The organism is Salinibacterium sp. NK8237, assembly GCF_015864955.1.
Lineage (GTDB): Bacteria > Actinomycetota > Actinomycetes > Actinomycetales > Microbacteriaceae > Rhodoglobus.
The window spans coordinates 1526310-1548842 of sequence record NZ_JADYWE010000001.1; the positions used below are offsets into that span (position 1 = coordinate 1526310).

23 protein-coding genes are annotated in these 22533 nt (G+C 59.9%); 6 read left to right on the forward strand and 17 right to left on the reverse strand.

The window, feature by feature from the left end:
- Window positions 1-84: 84 nt before the first annotated feature.
- Genes I6E56_RS07420 through rbsK form a run of 3 tightly spaced genes read right to left on the reverse strand, consistent with a single transcriptional unit; the run spans window position 85 to window position 2292 of the window.
- Window positions 85-900, reverse strand: a complete 816-nt coding sequence (locus tag I6E56_RS07420) for a GntR family transcriptional regulator (RefSeq protein ID WP_197137061.1) — start codon at window positions 898-900, stop codon at window positions 85-87.
- A 1-nt stretch (window position 901) separates the two neighbouring features.
- Window positions 902-1306, reverse strand: a complete 405-nt coding sequence (gene rbsD, locus I6E56_RS07425) for a D-ribose pyranase (RefSeq protein WP_197137063.1) — start codon at window positions 1304-1306, stop codon at window positions 902-904.
- A 2-nt stretch (window positions 1307-1308) separates the two neighbouring features.
- Entirely contained in the window at window positions 1309-2292 is a 984-nt protein-coding gene (gene rbsK / locus I6E56_RS07430) for a ribokinase (protein WP_197137064.1), read from the reverse strand.
- Between the two features lie 117 nt (window positions 2293-2409).
- Here rbsK and I6E56_RS07435 point away from each other — a divergent pair, with 117 nt between their 5' ends.
- On the forward strand, window positions 2410-3069 hold the full coding sequence (locus tag I6E56_RS07435; RefSeq protein ID WP_197137065.1) for a transaldolase family protein: 660 nt from the start codon (window positions 2410-2412) through the stop codon (window positions 3067-3069).
- A 21-nt stretch (window positions 3070-3090) separates the two neighbouring features.
- Here the strand turns inward: I6E56_RS07435 and I6E56_RS07440 are convergent, their stop codons facing one another.
- The gene (locus tag I6E56_RS07440; RefSeq protein WP_197137066.1) at window positions 3091-3960 is read right to left on the reverse strand and encodes a sugar phosphate isomerase/epimerase; all 870 of its coding nucleotides are present in this window, start codon (window positions 3958-3960) and stop codon (window positions 3091-3093) included.
- 193 nt (window positions 3961-4153) lie between these two features.
- On the opposite strand from I6E56_RS07440, the gene I6E56_RS07445 reads away from it, so the two are divergent.
- The 3 genes from I6E56_RS07445 (at window position 4154) to I6E56_RS07455 (ending at window position 7740) form a co-directional block, all read left to right on the forward strand.
- Window positions 4154-5659 (forward strand): sugar ABC transporter ATP-binding protein, encoded by a 1506-nt coding sequence (locus I6E56_RS07445; RefSeq protein WP_197137067.1) that lies wholly within the window; start codon window positions 4154-4156, stop codon window positions 5657-5659.
- On the forward strand, window positions 5656-6690 hold the full coding sequence (locus tag I6E56_RS07450) for an ABC transporter permease (protein WP_197137068.1): 1035 nt from the start codon (window positions 5656-5658) through the stop codon (window positions 6688-6690). The genes I6E56_RS07445 and I6E56_RS07450 overlap by 4 nt, the downstream gene beginning before the upstream one ends.
- Window positions 6691-6756: 66 nt before the next feature.
- The gene (locus I6E56_RS07455) at window positions 6757-7740 is read left to right on the forward strand and encodes an ABC transporter substrate-binding protein (protein ID WP_197137069.1); all 984 of its coding nucleotides are present in this window, start codon (window positions 6757-6759) and stop codon (window positions 7738-7740) included.
- A gap of 117 nt (window positions 7741-7857) precedes the next feature.
- Here the strand turns inward: I6E56_RS07455 and I6E56_RS07460 are convergent, their stop codons facing one another.
- The 6 genes from I6E56_RS07460 to I6E56_RS07485 are packed head-to-tail and all read right to left on the reverse strand — an operon-like array spanning window position 7858 to window position 13473.
- Window positions 7858-8817 carry a phosphotriesterase gene (locus I6E56_RS07460; protein ID WP_197137070.1) on the reverse strand — a complete coding sequence of 320 codons (960 nt, stop codon included), beginning with the start codon at window positions 8815-8817 and terminating at the stop codon, window positions 7858-7860.
- Window positions 8814-9734, reverse strand: a complete 921-nt coding sequence (locus I6E56_RS07465) for a shikimate dehydrogenase (RefSeq protein ID WP_197137072.1) — start codon at window positions 9732-9734, stop codon at window positions 8814-8816. The genes I6E56_RS07460 and I6E56_RS07465 overlap by 4 nt, the downstream gene beginning before the upstream one ends.
- Window positions 9731-10381, reverse strand: a complete 651-nt coding sequence (locus I6E56_RS07470; protein WP_197137073.1) for a bifunctional 4-hydroxy-2-oxoglutarate aldolase/2-dehydro-3-deoxy-phosphogluconate aldolase — start codon at window positions 10379-10381, stop codon at window positions 9731-9733. Before I6E56_RS07470 ends, I6E56_RS07465 begins: the two co-directional genes overlap by 4 nt.
- Before the next feature lie 25 nt (window positions 10382-10406).
- Window positions 10407-11399 (reverse strand): NAD(P)-dependent oxidoreductase, encoded by a 993-nt coding sequence (locus I6E56_RS07475; RefSeq protein ID WP_231606276.1) that lies wholly within the window; start codon window positions 11397-11399, stop codon window positions 10407-10409.
- The gene (gene xylB, locus I6E56_RS07480) at window positions 11399-12892 is read right to left on the reverse strand and encodes a xylulokinase (RefSeq protein ID WP_197137075.1); all 1494 of its coding nucleotides are present in this window, start codon (window positions 12890-12892) and stop codon (window positions 11399-11401) included. The genes I6E56_RS07475 and xylB overlap by 1 nt, the downstream gene beginning before the upstream one ends.
- 5 nt (window positions 12893-12897) lie before the next feature.
- The gene (locus I6E56_RS07485; RefSeq protein ID WP_197137076.1) at window positions 12898-13473 is read right to left on the reverse strand and encodes a glucose-6-phosphate isomerase family protein; all 576 of its coding nucleotides are present in this window, start codon (window positions 13471-13473) and stop codon (window positions 12898-12900) included.
- A 207-nt stretch (window positions 13474-13680) separates the two neighbouring features.
- Here I6E56_RS07485 and I6E56_RS07490 point away from each other — a divergent pair, with 207 nt between their 5' ends.
- Window positions 13681-14511 (forward strand): VOC family protein, encoded by an 831-nt coding sequence (locus I6E56_RS07490; RefSeq protein WP_197138202.1) that lies wholly within the window; start codon window positions 13681-13683, stop codon window positions 14509-14511.
- A 17-nt stretch (window positions 14512-14528) separates the two neighbouring features.
- Here the strand turns inward: I6E56_RS07490 and I6E56_RS07495 are convergent, their stop codons facing one another.
- The gene (locus I6E56_RS07495; protein WP_197137077.1) at window positions 14529-15539 is read right to left on the reverse strand and encodes a serine hydrolase; all 1011 of its coding nucleotides are present in this window, start codon (window positions 15537-15539) and stop codon (window positions 14529-14531) included.
- A 138-nt stretch (window positions 15540-15677) separates the two neighbouring features.
- Here I6E56_RS07495 and I6E56_RS07500 point away from each other — a divergent pair, with 138 nt between their 5' ends.
- Window positions 15678-16235 carry a YceI family protein gene (locus tag I6E56_RS07500; RefSeq protein ID WP_197137078.1) on the forward strand — a complete coding sequence of 186 codons (558 nt, stop codon included), beginning with the start codon at window positions 15678-15680 and terminating at the stop codon, window positions 16233-16235.
- A gap of 58 nt (window positions 16236-16293) precedes the next feature.
- On the opposite strand, the gene I6E56_RS07505 is transcribed toward I6E56_RS07500, so the two are convergent.
- From I6E56_RS07505 to I6E56_RS07530, 6 genes are read right to left on the reverse strand one after another with little or no spacing between them, the layout of a single operon-like run.
- Window positions 16294-17547, reverse strand: a complete 1254-nt coding sequence (locus tag I6E56_RS07505) for an MFS transporter (protein WP_231606277.1) — start codon at window positions 17545-17547, stop codon at window positions 16294-16296.
- 32 nt (window positions 17548-17579) lie between these two features.
- Window positions 17580-18356: a triose-phosphate isomerase family protein gene (locus I6E56_RS07510; protein WP_197137080.1), complete on the reverse strand. Its 777-nt coding sequence runs from the start codon at window positions 18354-18356 to the stop codon at window positions 17580-17582.
- Window positions 18349-18828, reverse strand: coding sequence for a ribose-5-phosphate isomerase (locus tag I6E56_RS07515; protein ID WP_197137081.1), 480 nt, complete (start codon window positions 18826-18828; stop codon window positions 18349-18351). The genes I6E56_RS07510 and I6E56_RS07515 overlap by 8 nt, the downstream gene beginning before the upstream one ends.
- A 33-nt stretch (window positions 18829-18861) precedes the next feature.
- A complete protein-coding gene (locus I6E56_RS07520; protein WP_197137082.1) occupies window positions 18862-19908 on the reverse strand; it encodes an ABC transporter permease in 1047 nt (348 codons plus the stop codon).
- A 12-nt stretch (window positions 19909-19920) separates the two neighbouring features.
- On the reverse strand, window positions 19921-20937 hold the full coding sequence (locus tag I6E56_RS07525) for an ABC transporter permease (protein WP_197137083.1): 1017 nt from the start codon (window positions 20935-20937) through the stop codon (window positions 19921-19923).
- Between the two features lies 1 nt (window position 20938).
- On the reverse strand, window positions 20939-22525 hold the full coding sequence (locus I6E56_RS07530) for a sugar ABC transporter ATP-binding protein (RefSeq protein ID WP_197137084.1): 1587 nt from the start codon (window positions 22523-22525) through the stop codon (window positions 20939-20941).
- Window positions 22526-22533 lie beyond the last annotated feature (8 nt).

Below are 22533 nucleotides of genomic sequence, written 5' to 3' on the forward strand. Positions count from 1 at the left end.
TAAGAGTTGGAGTGCACTCTAGGTCAAGCCAACCGGAGGAATTCAGATGACATCCACGCTCGCGCTATTGTTGCGACGCCTCAGCTAGTCCGTGATGTGCAAGCGGGCCGTGGAGCGACCGCCCTCAAGCTGAAACTCAAACCGGCTTCGATCCCCGCGGTGATAGGCGACGAAGTGTTCAATGGGTTTCCCTGTCGCGTCCATGCTGACGCTGCGCAGCAACAACAGGGGATCGCCAGCGTTGATCTGAAGTTTTTGGGCCTGCTCTGCCGACGCAATAGTCGACTCGGCTGAGCGTGTGCCCGTTGTCGCGACAACGTCAACCTCTGCGAGCACCGCATAGAGCGAATTCTCTGACATGTCGACGTCGAGCGTGTGACTGCCGACCGCTTCGGGCATCCACGTGGTCGTCAAGGACCACGGTTCACCATCCACCCATCTCAGACGATCCAGGACCACCACTATGTCTCCCGGGTTGATCTGCAACATCCTCGCAACGTCGGCGCTGGCAGCTTCTCGCTCGTGCCGCAGGATGTCGCTGTGCACGTGACCGCCCCGTCGAGCGACTTCGTCATAGAGGCCCGTCAGCGTGTGCACCAGACTCTCGGCAACTTTCGGACGTGACACGAAAGTTCCTTTGCCTTTGACGCGCTCCACCACGCCTTCGATTTCTAAGAGCGCCAGAGCCTGCCGAACCACGGTTCGCGAAATCTCGTACTGTTCGCAGAGTCGATGCTCGCCAGGCAGGAGGTCGCCCGGGCCGAGCAAGTGCTTATCGATCGAGTCGAGAATGAGAAGACGCAGTTGGTCGTACATTGGCACTGCAGAGTGGCGGTCGATCTGCCCTACATGATGAGGCGCTGCATCCAAGGCGGCTGTTGTTTCGGGCCGGTCAGACATGTTAATACGCCACCCCTGCATGCAGGATGACATTCGCATAGGGCGTGTACTCGCCAGAGCGAACGAAGGCGCGAGCATCGTGGGTCAGCGATTTAAATTGCTCATGCGGAATCATGCTGATCTCGAGATCCAGGTCTCGAAATCTCGACTTCAACGCTTCCAACATCTCGGGACTTGACTCGGCAATTTCTGCGGAAACCGTCACCCCTTCAACGACAAGCTCAGCCAACACAGTATCGAGCACGTCTAAGAACGCGGGCATCCCTGGTCGAAAAGCGAGATCAATTCGCTCGGAGTCCAGCGGAATTGGCAGGCCGGCATCCGTCACCACGATGAGATCAGTGTGACCTGTCTGGGAGATTACCTTCGATAGTTGCGGGTTGATCGTCGTGTTTGAGCTTCTCACGTTCAGTTCCGTTCACTCGGGTTTGCGGGAATTGCGTTCGTGGACATTAGCGCCTCGACGTCGCGGCGTTCGGGAAGGCTAGGGGATGCCCCTCGCTTGGTAACCGTGAGCGCACCTGCGGCACCAGCGAGACGAATCGCATCGTGAAGGGGCATGCCCAGAGCGATCCCTGCGCCGAGGTAGCCAGCGAAACTATCACCCGCAGCCGTCGTGTCAACCGATATTACTGGGATAGCGGGGAAGGCGGTGATTTCATCGTTTGTCACGAGCAACGCACCCGCGGCCGCAAGAGTGATCACCGCTGCCTTCGCACCCCGATCCAAGAACCACCTACCGGCCTTCGTTGCACTCTCCTGATCGGTGACTTCAATCCCGGTCAGGATGCGGGCTTCAGTTTCGTTGGGCGTGACGATATCGATGCCGGCCCAGATGCTGTCATCAAGCGGAACCGCTGGGGCCGGGTCCAAGATAACTGTCAGCCCACTCTCCCTTGCCCGACGAATCGCATAGCTCGAAAGGTCGGCTGGAATCTCCAGCTGCGTTAGCAACACAGAAGAAGTAGCGGAACACGCCGCGAATGCCTGATCGATTTGTTCAACGCTGAGCTGCTCGTTTGCGAGAGGAACCATGACGATATCGTTCTCGGCCGAATCGTCGACCCGAATATGAGCGATTCCGGTGCGTGCTCCATCGATGGCGCGCACGTGTTCTGTTGCGACGCCCGCGCTTCGCAACCCGTCAAAGATGAGGTTCTGGAAGAGGTCCGTTCCAACGCACGCCACGAAGTGAGCATCCGCCCCGGCTAGCCCTACTGCGACCGCCTGGTTAGCGCCCTTTCCTCCAAGCACGAGGGTAAATTCATCACCATGGATCGTCTCGCCACGCGACGGAAGCCGCTGAGAGAACGTCGTAAGGTCTGCAGTGACGCTTCCGACAATGATCACCCCTGGGCGCAATTTTTCGGTGCCTGGCAATTTTTCGGGCATGGAACAACTCCTGTTCGAGCTTTTGACAACAGCGTCAACTTGTAATTACATTAGCCGAGATTCAACCTGAATCGATAGGTTGGTCACGTTGACGTGACTGCCAGGAACGGGGACTCCATGGCGAATTCGCCAAAGTTTTATGTGGATAGTGCTGATGTCGAGAAGGTCACAGAGCTGCTCGCTGTGGGGCTGGTGTGCGGAGTGACCACGAACCCGACCATTCTCGAACGCGGCGGGCGGCACCTCGGCGAACTACCCGAGCTTTATGCACGCTGGGTCGCCGAAGGCGCGGAGGAAGTATTCTTTCAGGCGTGGGGTTCGACCTCAGACGAGATGCTCGAGAACGCCGCACAACTGCTCGCTCTTGGCGACCGCGTGGTGGTAAAAGTGCCCGCGACTCGCGATGGATTCATCGTTGCGCGCACCCTGACTGCCCGTGGAGCTGTCGTGCTTGTGACCGCCGTGTATTCGGCGGCGCAGGCACTCGCCGCGGCCACTTATGGTGTGCGTTACATCGCCCCGTATTTTGGTCGGCTTAGCGATAGTGGGCGCGATGCCCTGAAGCTCATCGGCGAAATGCAGGCGGTCTGCGAAGGCACAAGCACAAACGTGCTCGCCGCCAGCCTGCGCAACCCCGACGATATCGTTGCCCTCCGCCTCGCCGGGGTTCAGTACTTCACCGCTGCGCCCGAGGTGATTCTCGCGTGCCTGCGAGATGACATCAGCGAGCGTTCCGCATCCGATTTCGAGGACGCCATCGTTCGCATTTCTCAGTAGCTGACCTCAGAACAGCATCGGCTAGTGCATGCTGATCGAATCCACGCCGTGGATGCGGTCGCGGATAAACCGATTCGCGTGCGCAGCAAGGTCACCAGAGTCTTCCCACAGGTTGCGCCAGATCGCCAAGGTGTTGCTCAAATCCGCGTTCACGACGGCGGAAGAAAACGACTCGAAAACCACCGGGCCGTCATAGTCGATGCGCGCGAGCCCGCGAAAGAGCTCGTCGAAGTCCACGGTGCCGGAACCTAGGTAGCCGCGGTGACTCTCGCCAATGTGCACGTATCCCAGTTGCGCGCCCGCATCGAGGATTGGGCTGAACAAATCCGACTCCTCAATGTTCATGTGATAGCTATCGAGGTGCACTGAGACGGTGTCGCTCTGCAGCCGGTCCAGGTATGCCAGAGCACCACGGCCCGTGTTGAACAGGTTTGACTCGTAGCGATTGACTACCTCTAGCGATAGCCGGATGCCGCGGTCGGCTGCCTTCGCCGCCACCCTGTCGATTGCGGCAGCGCTCCCCGCGATCCGAGCCTCGGTAGTCGGTTCCGCGTACTTGCTCATGGCGGAATAGATCACGCCACAGAGCACATCGCCCCCCATCGTTGCCACGTGATCGAGGCACTTTTCGAGAACGGATTCACCCCGTGCGACGACGGTCGGATCGTCGCTCGACAGGTCGGTCTGTGCGGTGAGGCCGAGCGACGCTGTCACCGCAAGGTTGTTGTCTTTCAGCATTCGCGCGGCAAGCTGAGAATCGAATCCGTCAGGATCCATGAGTGGAATTTCTATCAGGTCGAACCCGGCAGTTGTGGTTCCTTCGATTGCTGTGCGCAACCCTGCCTCGTCAAAAGTGCCGGTAAATACCAGCGCGTGAGCTCCAATGAGCATGAATATTCCTCCCTCAAACGGGTTATTTCCCGCTTCGTAATCGAGATGTTATTACAGGTCTTCCCTTCAGCGCGAACATTAGATACATTGGGATACAACTTACGGCGGAGGGCTCGCGAACCCACGAGTTTGCAGCACCAACTCCGCCCACAATTACAGCCACACATCAACCTCCGAAGAAGCAGGTGAAGGAATGAGCGCACCCATCCTCAAAGTTGAGGGGATCAGTAAAAGCTTCCCCGGTGTAAAAGCCCTCGATGATGTTCATCTTGAGATCCACAGCGGCGAAGTACTTGTACTCGTTGGCGAGAACGGCGCAGGAAAGTCGTCTCTCATGAAGATCCTTTCCGGCATCTACACGAAAGATGCGGGCCGGATTCTCTACGAAGGCAAAGAGATCGACATCGCGAGCCCGCTGCATGCGCAACAACTCGGGGTCACGATCATCCACCAAGAAATGAACTTGATGGGCGATCTCACTGTTGCCCAAAATATCTACGTTGGCCGTGAGCCGAAGTCTGGCCCCTTTCTTTCGGAAGTGAAGCTCAACAAGGCAGCCACAGAGCTGCTCAGCCGGCTCAACATCAACCTAGACCCGCGCCAGCTCGTCTCCGAGTTGACGGTAGCTAAGCAGCAAATGGTCGAGATCGCCAAGGCTCTCTCCTTCAATGCCAAAGTGCTGATCATGGACGAGCCGACCTCGGCGCTCACCGATACAGAAGTCGAAGTTCTCTTCACTCTGATCGAAGAACTCAAGGCCACCGGCACAGGAATCATCTACATCTCGCACCGCATGGATGAGTTGAAGCGCCTCGCTGACCGGGTCACGATCCTTCGAGACGGCTCCTACATTGGAACGCTCTCCCGCGAAGAGATCGATATTCCGCAGATCATCGAAATGATGGTCGGCCGCCACATCGACGAGGGCAAGCGCCCGAGCATCCGTGAGCATGACGAGGAACCTCCCGTGTTGAGTGTTCGCGGACTCTCGACCAAGAACCTGCTGCGAGACGTGTCCTTCGACCTCAAACGTGGAGAGATTCTTGGGTTCGCTGGCCTGATGGGTGCCGGTCGCACTGAAACGGCTCGAGCCCTCATCAGCGCAGACCCACGCACCGGTGGCACGGTCGAGATCAATGGCGAACTTGCTCGTATCAAGCAGCCCGCGGATGCTGTTCGCCTAGGAATCGGATACCTCTCGGAGGATCGCAAACTCACCGGCCTCATGCTCGACCAAGACGTCACCTTCAACACCATCCTCGCCTCGCTTCCGCAATTCGCCAATCACGCGGGGTTCATGCAAACCGGCAAGACGAGGACGGCGACAAAAGAAAAAGTACAAAGCCTCCGCATCAAGACGCCGTCGATTGGGCAACTTGTGAAGCTGCTCTCGGGCGGCAACCAACAAAAGGTGGTCATCGCAAAGTGGCTCGTGCGCGACTGCGACGTGCTGATCTTTGACGAACCAACTCGAGGCATCGACGTCGGGGCGAAAGAAGAAATTTATGGGCTGCTCCAGCAGCTTGCGCACGAAGGCAAATCAATCATCGTAATTTCGTCGGAACTTCCGGAGATTCTCCGCGTCGCTAATCGCATCATCGTGATGGCGGGCGGACGAATCACCGGCGAGCTAGCAAACGAAGAAGCCAGTCAGGAGAAAATCATGCACCTCGCAACTCACGGTGGAGGCGACGAATGAGCGCACAAAATAACGCCAATCCAGACACAACAGCGATGATCGAAATCGCGTTGTCAGAGGACAAGCCGGGAGGCGGGCTTATGGGCTTCCTCAAGCGTCAGGCACAGCAGTCACTCGCTTTTGGAACGCTGATTGTGCTCGTCGTCTTCTTCTCGATCGCCAATCCGGCGTTCCTGACGTGGCCAAACATCTCAGGTGTTCTGCTGGCTACGGCCGTCATCGGTATCTTGGCGCTAGGAACAACCTTTGTCATCATCACCGGAGGAATCGATCTGTCGATCGGCACCGGTATGACTTTGGCTGCTGTAATGACGGGTGTATTCGTCGTCAATATGGGTGTTCCGGTCTGGCTCGGCGTAATCGGTGGGATCGCAACCGGTGGGCTCATGGGGTTCGTCAACGGCCTCAACATCGCCTACCTGAAACTCCCACCGTTCATCGCGACACTGGCGATGATGTTGATCGCGCAGGGATTGTCTCTGATCATCTCCGGTGTGCGCCCCATCTATTTCTCGGCGATTGCTCCTGAGTTTTCTCAGATCGCGCTTGGAAACCTGATCCCCAGTTTCCCCAACGCGGTGCTGATCACAATTGTGGTCGCCCTCATCGCGTACATCGTGCTCGGAAAGACGGTCCTCGGCCGCTTTACGTTCGCCATCGGCTCCAATGAAGAAGCAACACGCCTCTCAGGAGTCAACACCCGCCGCTGGAAGATTCTGATCTACACCTTCGCTGGACTCTTCACCGGTATCGCCGGCGTAGTTATCGCTTCCCGCCTCGACTCAGCGCAGCCAGCGCTGGGTGTCGGATACGAACTGCAGGCTATTGCTGCGGTAATCATCGGCGGCACCTCTCTCCTCGGCGGCCGCGGCTCCATCCTCGGAACCGTTATTGGCGCGCTCATCATGAGCGTTGTCATCAACGGCCTGCGGATCATGTCGATCCAGACCGAGTGGCAAAACGTTGTAGTCGGAGTCGTCATCCTGGTCGCCGTCTACTTCGACACGCTTCGCAACCGCGCAAGCAACTAGCTCACCAAGAGTTCGACCTGTCCCATCGCTGACGACCCCGTCGGCATTACACACAATGGAGAACCAATGAAATACGGCAGAAAATTAGCAGTCGCCGCAATCACCGTCGCCGCTCTCAGCGTCGCCGCGTGCTCGTCTGGTGACACCTCGGGCGGAACCACTGACGGATCGGGCGATGAGGTCTACATCGCGCTCGTCTCCAAGGGATTCCAGCACCAGTTCTGGCAAGCAGTGAAGCTTGGCGCAGAGCAGAAGGCTGAGGAGCTGGGAATTACGATCACGTTCGACGGCCCCGCCTCCGAATCCGAGATCGATTCGCAGTTGCAGATGCTGCAGACCGCAATCGACAAGAACCCCGTAGCAATCGGGTACGCGGCCCTCGACCCTGAGGCCTGTGTCTCTCTGTACGAAACGGCCGAAGCGGCAGAGATCCCCATCGTAGAGTTCGATGCACCGTGCGCTAGCGACTACTCGCAGAACCTTTCCGCAACCGACAGCATCGTCGCTGGTGGAATCGCGGCTGATCACATGGCTGAGCTCATCGGCGGCGAAGGCGAAGTTGCCATCGTCGGCCACAGCCAGATCAACTCGACCGGTATCGAGCGTCGTGACGGATTCGTTGAAAAGATCGAGTCTGACTACCCCGACATCACCATCGTTGACATCCAGTACGGCGAGGGCGACCACCTGAAGTCGGCTGACATCGCGAAGGCAATGATCGCTGCCCACCCGAACCTCAAGGGAATGTACGGCACCAATGAGGGCTCGGCGGTCGGCATCGTGAACGCCGCAACCGAACTCGGATTGGAAGCTGGCGACCTCACGATCATCGGTTTCGACTCGGGTTCCGCTCAGATCAACGCGATCAAGAGCGGCCTGATGGCTGGAGCGATCACGCAAGACCCCATCGGCATCGGTGAGTCGGTTGTTCAAGCCGCCTACGACGCTTACATGGGCGAGACGCTCGAACCATTCACCGACACCGGATCGTTCTGGTACGACGCTGACAACATCGACGACCCAGACATCGCCGCGGTCCTCTACGAATAGGACTACCCACCAATAAAGAGGCCCTCCACCGAAAGGTGGAGGGCCTCTTTGCGTGTCGCACTAAAGGTTGTGCCGTCCGGTATTCACAATGAGAAGCAAGCCCTCAATGGCGAACGATCAGCGGGCATCGAGGAACAGTGCCGGGTTGGCAACCGTCAGCTGTTCGACCGCGGGCTCGCCGATGCACTCGCGAAGCCGCGGCACATACCGATTCCCGAGGTACGCGAGACCCGGCATACCGCCATACGCGATATAGCGTGTGGCGCGAGCGACATCGCCACCCAGGAGGATTCGCCCTGCACCTCCCCCACGCACAACCCGCTCCGTCAGCTCCAGCAGTTGTTCATCTGAGAATTGCTTTGACCGAGCTGCCCCGTCATAACCAAGCCAGGCGCCCCGCTCCACAAGGGAGAGGTGCAGGCCCGCATCGAGAACACGATCAGCATGCGCCAGAACGACCCGCTCCGCGCTCACGCCCTGAGCCGCCAAAATGTCGAGCACTTCGTGGGCGGCGGTGCAGAACTCGAGGTGGACCATCACCGGCCTCGCGGTGTGCCGATGGGCTATCGCCACAGCATCCAAGGTTTCACGCTCGAACGATGAGATCGCCCAGTAGCCGATTCCTGCCTTGATGAGCCCAGCTCGCACCGGCTCACCGGCCGGAGTGAGCGCGATCTCTGCGCGCACCTGCGCTGGCAGGAAGGCGTCGGATGCGGGCATCCCTCGCTCAATATCGTCGCTGAACAGCTCAGCAAGTGCGTCAGCTTTGAGCGCCCTCAATGGATGATCGCCAGGGTAGTGCGCCTCACGATGGGTGCCTGTGGTCGCGACGATCGAGAGAGCGTGGGTTGCGCTGATTCGAGCGAGTGCGGCAGGATTTCGCCCCAACCCAACGGGGGTGGCATCGACCATCGCCTCAAAACCACTATCGCGCAGCAACGCCGCTTCCGCCGCCGACGCGGCCTCATCGGAGAGCTCGTCTCCAGGAAGAAGAGGACTGACTTGGAAAAGATGCTCGTGATAGTTCGTCGCCCCGAGATCGGAAGCGGCGATATCGCCAAGCACCGTACGGATCATTGCTGTGCTCTCGCGAACTCTGCGGCATCCGCTAGCTCATCGACCAGCGGCGGAGTCATCGTGACGCCGAAAACTTCACCGATCACCTGCGTCCAGCCGTGGATGAAGTAGCGCCAGCCGTCTACGACGGTCAATCGCTGTGCTTCTTCTTGCGCTCGCGCCTGATGGAGAAAGTCGAGACTGCCCCGATAGTTGAATTCCCACACGACTGCGTCCTTCGGAAAGACAGCATCATCGGAGAGGGGCGACCCGGGCCGATCTTTGCCCAGTCCGGTTGCGTTCACGACGAGGCTGCCCGCTGGCGCCGTCGCTAGTAGCTCTGTAACGGAGAGTTGCGCCGGATTGACATAGCGAATCACGCCAGCCTGAGTTCCTCGACGGTGATGCACCTCGGCGAGGTGGGCTAGCCGGGCATCGCTGGTATCCACCACCGTAATGATCTCGGGAGCGTCTACTCGCTCGACGAGGTGCCAGCTCAACGCGGTTCCCGCACCTCCAGCGCCGAGGATGATCGCTTCGCTCCCCGAGTCACGAAAGTGAGTTGGCGAAAGGAACTCGTCGAGGGCTAGGCCCACAGTGATTGGGTCTTTGGCATGCCCCACAAGAGCGCCGTCGCGCTTCGAGATGCTCGACACCTCGCCACACAGGGAAGCAAAACGGTCGAGCTCAGAAAATAGGTCGTGGGTCGCCGCGAAAAGTGCCAACTTGTGGGTCGTGACCAATGCCCCTAAGTGGCGTGGATCGTCCTGAATTTGGGTCACGAGAGCCCGGTAGTCGGCAGGCGTCGCATCCATGGGCAGGTCGTGGCCTACCAACTCGCGAGTAGGCAAGTCGAGAAGCTCTGCCCACCGCGGAAATACCTTCATGATCGACGACGAGCCGGTGCTCACGCCAACAAACCCCATGTAGCCGTTCATGCGCTCGCCCCCGCACGAACCGCGGCGACCGCCGCCAGGAATCGTTTGGCGCGCACCTCGATCTCGGTGAAGTCTCCCGATGTGAGCGCGGACGAAGGAACGAGGTCTCCCCCTGCGCCCACGGCAATCGCGCCAGCGGCAAACCAATCGGCAACATTGTCGGGGTTCACGCCACCGGTCGGCATGAGCGGCACCTCGGGGAACGGCCCACGGAGGGCTCCCAGATAGGAGGGGCCTCCCAACGAGGCGGGGAATATCTTGACGACGTCGACTCCGAGATCTACGGCCTCCATGACTTCTGACGGGGTGAGTGCCCCTGTCATAACGACAAGTCCGGTGTCGATCATCGCGGTGGCCAGTGGCGCCGAGGTACCGGGGCTCACTAAGAACTGTGCCCCGGCGCCTGCAGCCGCCTGAGCCTGTTCCGCCGTCGTCACTGTTCCGGCACCGATGTAGGCGGCGTCGCCGTGACGGCGCACGAGTTCCGCAATCACTGCTGCGGCATCCGGTGTCGAATAGGTCACCTCGATACCGAGAATTCCATTTCGGATCAGCGCTTCGGATGCGTCAAGCGCGATCTCTGCGGAAGGCGCACGGAGTACAGCGAGCACCGCCGATTCGCGGAGGCGGTGAAGGCGGTCAGTCATGATCAGGCTGCTTTCTTGAGGAGAATTAGGAGTGTGAGATTGAGGGAGCGCTGGCCTTGATCGCTGACGTCGGAACGGGGCGTGCAGCGGGGCGTCCAGCCAAAACGGCGATGACGTCGTCGACAGCGAGTGATCCCATGCCATCTACGGCTTCTACTGTTTGCGCACCGAGGTGGGGAGTGATGATGACGCGATCGCAAATGTCATCCGTCAACAATGGAGAGTCTCGTGATCCTGCTGCATCGCCATTGAGAGTGTCGGCGGCGTACGCGCCAATTCGGCCATCGCGCAGTGCCCCGGCGAGCGCAATCTCGTCGATGAGGTCGGGGCGAGCAGTGTTGACGAGCACCATCCCTGGGCGAGCGTGAGCCAACCATTCTTCGTCGATGATGACTCGCCCACCTGGCGCATGCAGCGACACCACATCGCAGTCGGCGGCAACGGACATGACGTCGCCCGCGGTCGCGCCCAAGGCCGTTATCTGCTCAGGAGTAAGGAAAGGATCAACAGCAATCACCGGTGACCCGAAACCAGAAAGGCGTCGCGCAACGCCTTGCCCTATTCGACCGAACCCGATGATTCCGACAGTAGCGGCACCCAACTCCCGCCCTCGGCGTACAGCCCAGTCACCTGTTCGAACGCGTCGGTCGCCATCCACCGTGTGCCTCAGGGCCGCAAGGGCCAAGCCGACAGCGTGGTCAGCAACGGCATCGGAGTTGGCACCCGGAGTGTTGGTGACGACCACACCAGCGTCATTGGCCGCATCCACGTCAACAGCCTCGAAACCGACACCGTAGCGCGCCACGATCTGGAGAGCGGATGCCGCCGAGAGATGCTCAGCAGCCACCGGTCCGGTTCCCGCAATCCACGCACTCGCGTTAGCCAGCAGCGGAGCAAGCTCACTGAGATCGTGGCCGGCCGGCCCTCGAACAACGGTGTGGCCAGCGTCTTCTAGCCGCGCCACAAGATCGATAGCGCCCCCGGAGAACGAGCGACTGGTTACGAGCACGGTGGCCATCAGCGACTCCCCTTGGCGAACCACGGCTCAAGCGCCTGATAGGCATCCACGAACTCTGCATGGCGGCGAACGTACTCGCCGTGGCGGTCGGCGGTCGGCACGAACTCTGCGACGACCTCGCTCAGATCGCGCGCGGCGCTGAACTCGGCAAGCCCCAGCCCCACCGCTCCCGTTACGGCAGCACCGAGGCTGTTCGCCTCTCCGACGACGGTGCGGCGGCGCACGGGAACGCCCCACACGTCTGCCAAGAGTTGCAAAACGCTGTCACTTGCCGCGGCACCACCAATCGCATCGATATTGTCCAAGTTCGCCCCTGCAGCGCGGAAGGCCTGAATACAACTAAAGAGGTTAAAGGCGACACCCTCGAGAACTGCACGAGTGAGATGCGCGCGACCGTGATGGCGGCTGAGGCCGATGAACGCGGCACGGGCATCGGCGTTCCACCAGGGTGACCGCTCGCCGAGAAGATACGGGAGAAAGTAGAGGCCAGCAGTGTCGTCTCGAACGCCGTCGCTGTCGGCGATAAGCCCGGCAACATCGGGGCGTGCCGGGTCAGGAGAGAGCACTTCGTTGATCCACGCGATGGAGGCGCCACCTGCTTGCATGGTGGCGGTCGGCACGTACATCGACGGGACAACATGGTCAAAGGTGAAGGTACTCATCGCCGGATCGTGCACCGGAGTCGCGCTCGCAAAGGAAATCCACGACGACGTTCCCAAACTCACATAGGCACCGTCCTCTGGTGCAACAACCGCTGCTCCCACCGCAGCAATGGGTCCGTCGCCACCCCCCATGACGACCCGCGCTGAGCGTGGCAGCCCCAGAAGCTCAGCGGCTGCTGCGGTAACGGGGCCAACAACATCGGTCGACTCCAGAATTTGCGGGAACAGGGCGCGGTCGAGACCGGCGGCGTCGAGCACTTCACTCGACCAGGTTCCGGCTTTTTGATCGTAAGCATTGGTGCCAGAAGCATCGGAACGGTCTGTCGCTAGCCGACCGGTAAGCCGATGAACCACGTAGTCCTTCGCCTGAGCAACGTGACGGACCCGGGAGAAGATGTCTGGCTCTTCGTCTCGCACCCACATCACTTTCTCAACGGAGTAAGTGGGGTCGAGTCGATGACCAAGAAGCGAGTATGCGTACTCTCGGCCGAGAATATCTCCGAGCCGGGCCGCTTGCTTGGCACTGCGGGTATCTGCCCAAATGATGGCAGGGCGCACGGGCTCGTACGCGGAATCCAGCAGAACCGCCCCCATCATCTGACCGCTGACGACAAGACCTTCGACCGCGGACGGGTCAACTTTCGACTCGTCGAGCAGCGTGCGCGTAGCCTCCACAACGGCGCTCCACCAGTCGTCGGGATCTTGCTCAGCCACGCCGCCCGCGGCAAAATGTGCACCGTACGACACCGTGACTGAAGCGATCAGCCGCCCTTGGTCAGTGTGCAACGACGCCTTGTTTCCGCTCGTTCCGAGATCGTGCGCGATGAGCATAATACTTAGCCTTCGTAGGGGCGAAGGTCTACTCCGCTATCAGCAGTGAACGCTCGCTTGCCCATGCCGTGCTCCAGCACCCAGCCATAGTCGTGACCGGCGCCGCCAGGGTAGACGGCAAGGAACGAATACGGGTCCGCGCCGACGTTGATCGAACGGTGAGCCCATCCCGGTGGGATATACCCGATGGTTCCGGGAACCATATCGATCCACTCGGTACGCTCTCCATCGAACATCAGAAGACCACCGGTGCCCTTGAGCCCCAAGTAGATCTCACCCTGATGGTTAGGGTGCTGATGGCCCTTCGTCATCCATAGCTCACCACCAGTGTTGCCCGGCTGGATCGTCGTGATGGATTGCGGCAGTTCGCGGTCGAGTTCCGGCACGGGCGACGAAACCACGGAGTACACAACAGGGTTGTCGCCCTGAGCTGCGGCCTTCCAGCTATCACCGTCGAGAAACAGCCCCTCAAGGTCTGACATTCGGCGCGTTAGCGTGGGGCCTTCTGGGGTCAGGGCCAGCTTCTCCTGGTCGAAAGTGATCGCGAACGGCATTAGCGGTTGCGAATAATAATCGGACATTCGGTCTCCTCGACGACTCTGTCGCTTGGTCTTCAACGTTGCGGCTTTACGAACGTGTTATTACAAGCCAATGTAACATGTAATTACAGGCTAACGAAAGGGCGAAATGCCACCGATAGGCGCCCTCGCAGGCGCTCGTCGCGGAATAATGCCGGCGAGAACGAGGTTGCAGCAGGCGTGACCGACCTACTCGCCGCCGACACCGCCATGGGCGCCGTCACGCTCAGCGTCGCGAACCTTGACGCGCTCACCGCGTACTACCGGGATGCCGTGGCCCTGACCGTGCTGAGCGAGTCTTCTGACACGGTCGTTCTCGGTCGCGGCACCACGCCCGTGGTCATTCTTAAGCATTCGCCCGCGCTCAAGCACGCGAGCCCTCGCGACGCCGGGCTGTTCCACACCGCGATTCTGTTCGACACCGAAGAAGCGCTGGCGGCATCCGTTTATTCGGTTGCCACTCGCTACCCGAAGACGTTCACGGGTAGCGCCGACCATCTCGTCAGCAAAGCCTTCTACTTCACCGACCCCGAAGGCAACGGCGTCGAGTTGTACTGGGATCGCGACCGCACCCAGTGGAGTTGGACCCACGGCGCCGTCGAAATGGCGACCCTCTTTCTCGACCCCAATGGCTTCTTGCAAGAGAACCTCACCGAGGCTGCCATCGAGCAGCCCGTGATCGGTGGCGCCCGCGTCGGCCACGTGCACCTGCAAGTGGGTGACGTCGCCACCGCGCGCGAGTTCTACGTCAACCAGCTCGGCTTCGAAGCGACCACCGAAATCCCCGGAAGCGCCGTCTTTGTCAGCGCCGGCGGCTACCACCACCACATGGCCATGAACACCTGGAACTCCAGCGGCGCTGGTCCGCGGCTACCCGCCCTCGGGCTTGCCCAAGTCGACATCGCGGTGCCGAGCGCCGACGACCTCGGAGCGCTTGGCGAACGGATGTCGCACCACGGCATCCAACTGCGTAACGATGGCAAGACCCTCAGTTTCGATGACCCGTGGACCAACACGATTCGCGTGAGCACCGCGCCTTAGCGTGCAAGCGGGAGGAGCTACCCGCCGAGGCGTTCGTCGATTTCGCGGATGACCGGCCAGGCGCCCTCTTCAGAGTTCGAGAGCACCACAATGTCGAGACCATTCTCGAGGTAGTGGCGCACGATTCCGGAGGCGCCGGGGCTCACACCGTCGGCGAAGTAGCTGCGCACGGTGCCGTCTTCGTTCATGTCGAACTCTAGACCGAAGCCGTACCACGTCTCTTCGTCATACTGCACCTGTGGGGTGAGGAACTCTTCTGTGAATTCGGTGTCGAGAAGGTCGCCGTTGCGCACCGCCTGAATGAAGCGCACGAGGTCGGCGGCGGTGACGTGGGCTCCGCTATCGGGCAGGCCAATGGGCGGGGCGCTAAAGATATTGGCAACCCAACGGCCGTCGATATAGTCCCAGCCTTCGGCAACGCGAGGGGCGGCATCCCGACGGTCGTAGAACCCCGAATCAACCATGCCGGCCGGCGTGAAGACCTCGTCGAAAATGTACTGGCGATAGTCGGTTTTGGTGACCTTTTCGAGCGCAAGGCCCGCGAGCACGTAACCGGCGTTGGTGTACACGCACTCGACGCCAGGCTCGGCCAGTGGCTCCTTATTCACAAAGGTGGGGAGCTGGTCGGCGGGCTCAAGAATTGTGTAGGTCGGGAACTCTGCCCAGAGGTCGGCGTAGCTTTCGCCCTCCTCCTCGTCCACGTCATCCGCGATACCGCTCGTGTGGGTGAGAACGTGCAACAGCGTCACGGCCGGGTCGATTTCGGTGTCGGCCAAGTCAACATAGTGGTGGATGGATGTCTCGAGGTCGAGATCATTCTTCGACACCTGCTGCAGCGCAGCAACGCTCGTGAAAAGTTTGGTGATCGAGCTCGAGTCGAAGCGCGTATCTGGCGTATTCAGCACATCCCAGCGCTGGCTGGCCTTGCCGGCGACAGCTTCGTAAATTGTGGCGTTGCCCCGCTTGATCAGGACCGTGCCCGAGAAGTCGTTCTGCTCAAGAAATTCGTCGAGTCCCGTGGTGTCCATAGTGCGAGCCTACCCACTGTCGCTCGTCAATTGTGAGGCGGATGCTGTGGGTGGGCTCGATGATTGCTGAGTAACGCTCCCAGCGAACAGACCCGCATTCGCGGAATGCATCAGCCCCGCCGAGAGTTGCCGATTTACATGACTACTTCTCTCGTTGAACACCCCAGTTTCACCACCGGCACGTGGCAGATTGATGCCGCCCACTCGACGGTTGCGTTCACCGTCAAGCACCTCATGATCAGCAAGGTTCGCGGAACCTTCGATGGTTTCTCAGGCACGATCGTCACTTCCGAAACGCCCGCCGAGAACTCGGTGACGGCAGAGATCGACATGGCGACGATCAACACCAATCAGGCTGACCGTGACGGTCACCTGCGCACCAACGACTTCTTTAACGTTGAAGAGTTTCCGACCGCCACGTTCACGTCAACCTCTGTCGCCATAGACGGCGATGACCTCACCATCGAGGGTGACCTCACCCTTCGTGGCGTCACGAAGCCTGTCACGCTGAAGGGAGAGTTCGGCGGCATCGCGCAGAACCCCTACGGCCAGACCATTGCGGCAGCAAGCGCGAGCACTGTGATCAACCGCACCGACTTCGGTGTGAACTACAACGCAGCCCTCGAAACCGGCGGCGTGCTTCTCGGCGAAGACGTGACCCTCACCTTCGACCTTCAGGCTGCACTCCAGCAGTAACCGCTACCTCGCGAATAACTGATGAGGCCTCTCTGCTCACTGCGCGGAGAGGCCTTTGTTATGGCGCGACCGCTGGTGCGTCGTCGAGCAACACTTTTTCGGCTGCTGCCACGGCGGCGCTCCGCCACACCACGAGGGCGGCTACCGCAACAATGAGCACCAGAATTCCGGCACCCCACGCAAGCCCGGCGTAGCCAACCTGCGCGAGGATGGGCCCAGCGAATCCTCCACCGAGCGCGCCAGCGAGACTCATGATCGTGTCGCTTCGACCCTGAATGCGCAGCTTCGTTTTGCCGGTCGCGAGGTCAGCAACAAGTGCGGAGCCAGCAACGGTTGATGCACTCCAGCCGAGGCCAAGCAACACGAGTCCGACGGTGACTGCCGTGTTGCTGAGCTCGCCCAAGGCAACGACCACTACGGATGCCGCAAAGAACCCCTGCCCGATAAGGATCGTCGGGATGCGACCGAAACGGTCACTCGCCCACCCAAAGACCGGGGAAAGCGCGTACATGCCGGCAATGTGCAGGCTGATGGTGAAGCCGATGATCGTGAGGCTCGCTCCGTGGTGGCTCAAGTGCACGGGCGTCATCGCCATGATCGAGACCATCACCGCATGGCTGATCGCGATGGCAGCAATGGCGAAGACCAACGGGCCACGACCGCGCACGATTCCGGCATCCGCCGCAACAGCGGCATCCGCCGGACGGTTGCGGGCAAGAGTGAGCGGATCGGGTCGCAGCGCCACGATGTACAGCATCATCGCTGCGAGCTGCGCCACAATCGCGAACACAAACGACCCTGTGTTCGTCGGCAGCGACAACCACTGAGCGATCGCCTCCCCCGGGCCGACGAGGTTCGGGCCAGCAACAGCACCAATCGTGGTGGACCACACCACGAGGGAGAGGTCACGGCCACGATGTGCCGGAGCCGCAACATCCGTCGCCGCAAAGCGCGCCTGGAGACCAACCGCCGTGCCGACGCCGAGCATCGCAAAACCAAGAATGAGAAGCGGGAAAAACGCAACGCCCACCGCGATCACGGTGATGAGCGAGCCACCGGCCGCAACGCCAGCACCGAGCGCGAGTGCCGGGCGGCGACCCCAGCGCGCGGCAAGCCGAGCAAGCGGAATCGACACAAGCGCTGCGCCCAAGGTGCTGGATGTTGCTGCCGCGCCCGAGAGCGTCTCGCCGCCCAGCTCAGCAGCCAGAATCGCGCCGACCGCCACGGTCGCTCCGAGGCCCAACCCGGCAAGCACTTGGCCCGCAACAAGAGTTCTTACGATGCGGGATTGCACTGCGCGGTCAATGTCCATGGGTACAGTCTGGCGCAGGCGCGGGCCGAGTATTAGTCGATCAGGTGCCAGGCCTCATCGAGCACGTGTTTCAAGGCTGACGCGTCGTGCGCACTTCGTCCGAGAAAGAGCCCGTCAACCGCGCCGCGGAGCGCTTCGAGTTGCTTGGGGCCGGCACTTCCACCGTAAATTACCCGACTTCCTCGAAGGGCGGAGTCGTTGTCGATTTCTTGGCGAATGAGGCCAACAACTTCTCTGATGTAGCCAGCGGATGCCGGTTCGGGCGCTCCGATTGCCCACTGCGGCTCGTACGCAACAATGACATGGCCAATGGTGTTTTCCGCCCTGCTGGCGTCGAGAGCTGACCGCAACTGACGAATGCATTCGGTCGCAGCATCCGCACTCGGCACGAGCGCCGGCTCGCCAACACACAGCACAGGAGTAAGACCGTTGCGAAAAGCCGCCAACATTTTTTGGCTGACAATATCTTCGGTTTCACCGAAAATGCGCCGCCGCTCGGCATGACCGACCTCCACCAGCGTGCAGCCGATCTCCGCGAGATCTCTACCGCTGACTTCGCCCGTGTAAGCGCCCCGATCGTGCCAAAACAGATCTTGCGCGCCGATCGCGACGCGGGTGTCGCGCAGGGCAAAATGTGCAGGGATGATGGAGGTGAACGATGGCAAAACGAACAGCTCCACGACTCCGGCGGTGACTGCGGGGTGACTCTTTGCGATGCCGCGAACGAGGTTGATCCACTCCATCGTGTCTCGATGACTCATGTACATCTTGAGCCCGACTCCGACGATCACCGCATGGTGGTCATTCATCAGTCTGCCCTCGATCTCTCGACTCGTATTCATCAATTACTTTGACCTTCTCAGCGGAGGCGCTGGAGACATCAAAGGTGTACTCGAGCCATTCTCTTGCTAGTCGGCGCGCCAGTTCAAGGCCAACAACACGTTGCCCCATCGCCAAGATTTGAGCATTGTTGCTCAATACAGCGCGCTCTACCGAATAGCTGTCGTGCGCCGTAACGGCGCGAATCCCGGGAACCTTGTTGGCGGCAATCGCCATTCCCAGACCGGTGCCGCACACGAGCAAAGCCCGGTCAGCATCTCCCGACGCCACCAACTCGGCTGCCGCGACAGCGATGCTCGGGTATGGCGTCACCTGCCCTGCGCTTATGCCGACATCGGTGACGGTAGCGACCGCCGGGTTAGCCAGAAGATCGGCCCGCAGTTGTTCCTTGTAGTCAAAGCCTGCTTCGTCGCAGCCGATAACAATTCTTAGCCCGTTCATATTTTTCTCCCGTTCATCCCTCGTCGGCATGCTCTAACGCCGCGACTGTTCCAGCGCGATCGCAACGGTTTCGGTTGGTGGCTCCGTGCGACGGGATCGCGGCGCTCCCGCCCGCAAGTAGTGGTTCATACCCATCACAGCGATCAGGATGCCGCCCCAGACGATGTTCTTGGCGTACGGCGAAAACGCGAACGCTGTCATCGAGGTAGAGATGACCTGCAGGAGCACGAGCGCAATGCCCAGGTTCAGCACGCGGCCCTTTCCGCCAAGCGGGTTGAACCCGGCGAGCACCACCACAAGAATCGCTTGCAAGAGATAGGACTCCCCGAAGCCAACACGCATCGAGTTAGCTCGCGCGATGATCACGATGGCTGCGAGGCCCACAAGGATGCCGATCATGGCATAGGTCATCAAGATTACTCGTTCTGACTTGATGCCCGAGAAGCGAGCGGCAACCTCGTTCTCGCCGAATAGATAGACCTTTCGACCAAAACGAGTGCGGGTCAAGATGAGGCTCACGACGATGAATGCCGCGAGCAGCATGACGAACACCATGGGCAATGGTCCGACTGTCGAGGTCGCGAGTTTCGCGAAACTGGGCACCTGCAGCGAGACGCTCGAGCCCGAGGTGATCGCCGTTCCGATACCCGTGTACAAGATCATGGTGCCCAAGGTCGCCAAGATCGGCGGCACAGAGAGTTTGGCGATGATGAACCCGTTGAGCAAACCGGTGAGCAGCCCCGTCACCAATGCGACAGTGACACCGAGCACAATGATCTGGGACTCATTCTCGGGCGTTATCGGAATGAACTTCCCGCTCATGGTGAGCGCCGCCATCACCCCCGACAGGCCGGCTGCGGCGACGACAGAAAGATCGATTCCCGCGATCAGCATCGCGAGCCCCATCGCCAGAGCGAGGAAGCCGAACTCGCTTACTTGAATCGACATCGACTGAAGGCCGCCGAGAGAGAACAAGCGCGAACCGAGCATGAGGTACAGCACCACGATGACCGCAGTGGTCACTAACCCGAGAATCGAAAGGTCCCGGTCACGACCGAGGAATTTGAATACCTTATTCATCAGAATCGCTCCCTAGTTCGATGTGAAGACAAGCGCGCGCTTATTGGCTTGACGCTGTCTGAGGTAGATGAAACCGAGCATGAATACCAACACCGCTCCGAAGAACAGGTCGTTGAACGACGAACTCAATCCGAGGTGGACGAGGGTGTTTTGGAAGAGCTGCCACAGCACAACTCCCAGAACGGTGCCGAGGATGGTGCCTTCGCCACCGGTGAGTTTTGCCCCACCGATCACAACCGCGGCGATCACTGCGAGTTCGGTGCCGACCAAGGCTGCCGGGTTGATGTAGGCCAGGCCGCTGAAGTAGATGATTCCCATCAGTCCAGAGAGCGCTCCGACATACATGTAGACGAATAGCCGCGTGCGCAGAATGTTGATGCCGATGCGCGATGCGGATTCAGGATCGCTACCTACAGCAAACACCGAACGGCCGATCATCGTGCGGTACAGCAGGAACCACGTGAGCACCCCAACCGCGACCACGATCGGGAAGAAAATGGTCAGACCGTATTGCGAGTTCTCCTCTTTGATCGTGAAGATCGAGAAGGCACCGAAATCGAGCATCGACTGGGGAACATCCGCCCGCGTAAAGGTCTTCGCGCCGAGCAGAATCACCATCGTGCCGTGAAACACACTCGCCGTACCCAGCGTCGCTATCAGCGTCGAGAGTTGGAAAAAATGGATGATGAGCGCATTAATCGACCCCAGCAATGCGCCGATGATGACCGCGACAGTAATGATGAACAAGAGATTGTCCACGCCGAGTGCCCGCGACAGCAGTACGGACGAGTAACCGCCTACGATCGCAATCGCGGCGAATGAGACATCCAGTCCGCCCGAGATCAAAACGATAAGGCAGCCCAAGGCGAGGATCATCGCGCCCGACCCATTGCGGGCCAGATCGAAGGCAGTCTCGAGCGAGAAGAACTTCGGGCTTTGAGACGCGACGACCAGAATGTAGATCGCCATGATCGCGAGGAGGAACTTCTCCATCGGGGTCATCTTCCGGTTGAGAACCCGGGTGGTCACGTTACGCATCATTGTTCAGCCCCTTGTTCTGCCCTGTGGAATCCGTCACGGTTTCATCGGTGATGACGACGTCGCTGGCGTGGCGTGGCGCACTAATTGCATGAATCAGCTGCTCTTTGAAGCCCGCAGCGGCAACATCCTCTTCGTCGAACCGTGCATCAACTGCCCCGGCGTGCATCACGACTACACGGTTGCAGTTCGCCACAATCTCTTCTGGTTCGTCCGAAATGAACAGCACCCCCATGCCGCCTTCGGCGAGACGATGAATCTGTTCGTAGATCTCCGACTTCGACCCGATGTCGATACCGACCGTCGGGCTATCCAAGATGAAGATCGACGGATTGCGTTTGATCCACTTGCCGATGGCAACTTTTTGCTGGTTTCCACCAGATAAGTGGATGACCGGAGTTGAGACATCACGATTGTTGACCTGCAACTCGCGCACCACCATCTCAGCAAGAGCCTTTTCGAGCGGCCTACTGAGCATTCCGATCTTGTTCACGATCTGGTCGAGCATCGTGGCCGACGCATTCACCGCGACTGATTGCGCGGGAAAGAGCCCTTGGCTGAGACGGTCTTCGGGGAGGAGCGCGATTCCGTGTTTCATCGCGACCCAGGGGGCCGAAACATCCACTTGCTTGCCGCGCATCGCAATAGTGCCGGAGTCTGGCTTGTTGAGGCCAAACAAGGAGAGGGCGAGCTCAGTGCGTCCCGAACCCAGCAGACCGGTAAGGCCAACGATGTCGCCGGGGCGAATGCTGAGGTCAACGTCGCTGTAGTTGCCCTTGCGGCTGAGCTTGCTGACCTCAAGGATGGGAGCGTCGTCGGTCTGTTCACGGTGGTAACGGTTGTAGGTCACATCGCGACCGGTCATGTGCCGGCTCAGACTGAGCTCGTCAAGCTCGCTTACTTCGAAGTCGCCGACCTTGGCGCCATCCCGAAAGATGGTGATGCTGTCAGCGACCGAGAAGACTTCGTCAAGCTTGTGGCTAATGAACACCGTGGAGAGGCCGCGCTCTTTGAGGTCCAAAATGATCGAGAGGAGCCGCTGCACTTCGCGGCCGGTGAGAGCGGTCGTTGGCTCATCCATGAACATGATGCGGGCATCCATCGAGAGCGCCCGGCAGATAGCGACAATCTGTTTGTTGGCCACCGAAAGCGAAGACACGGGAGCATCGAGCGGGAGGTCGACACCGACTCGAGTGAGTTGTTGTTGAGCAATCTCTCGCATCGTGGTGCGATTCACGAAGCGTGAACCGTCGTGCATCATGCGGTTGATCGCAATGTTCTCGGCGACCGATAGGTGCCCGAACAGTGAAAGGTCTTGGTAAATGACCTGGATCCCGGCGGCGCTAGCCTCTCGCGGATTCATGCTGGTCATCTCTTCACCAGCGATGGTGATGGTGCCGTGATCGGCAGTGTTGACGCCCGAGATGATCTTGACGAACGTGGACTTACCGGAGCCGTTCTCGCCCGCCAAACAGCGGATCTCGCCCACTCCGACTTCAAAGTCAATGTCGTGAAGGGCTTGGACTCCCCCGAAAGACTTCGCTAAGCCTCGCGCGGAGAGAATGGGTGATTCAGTCATTGCAGGTC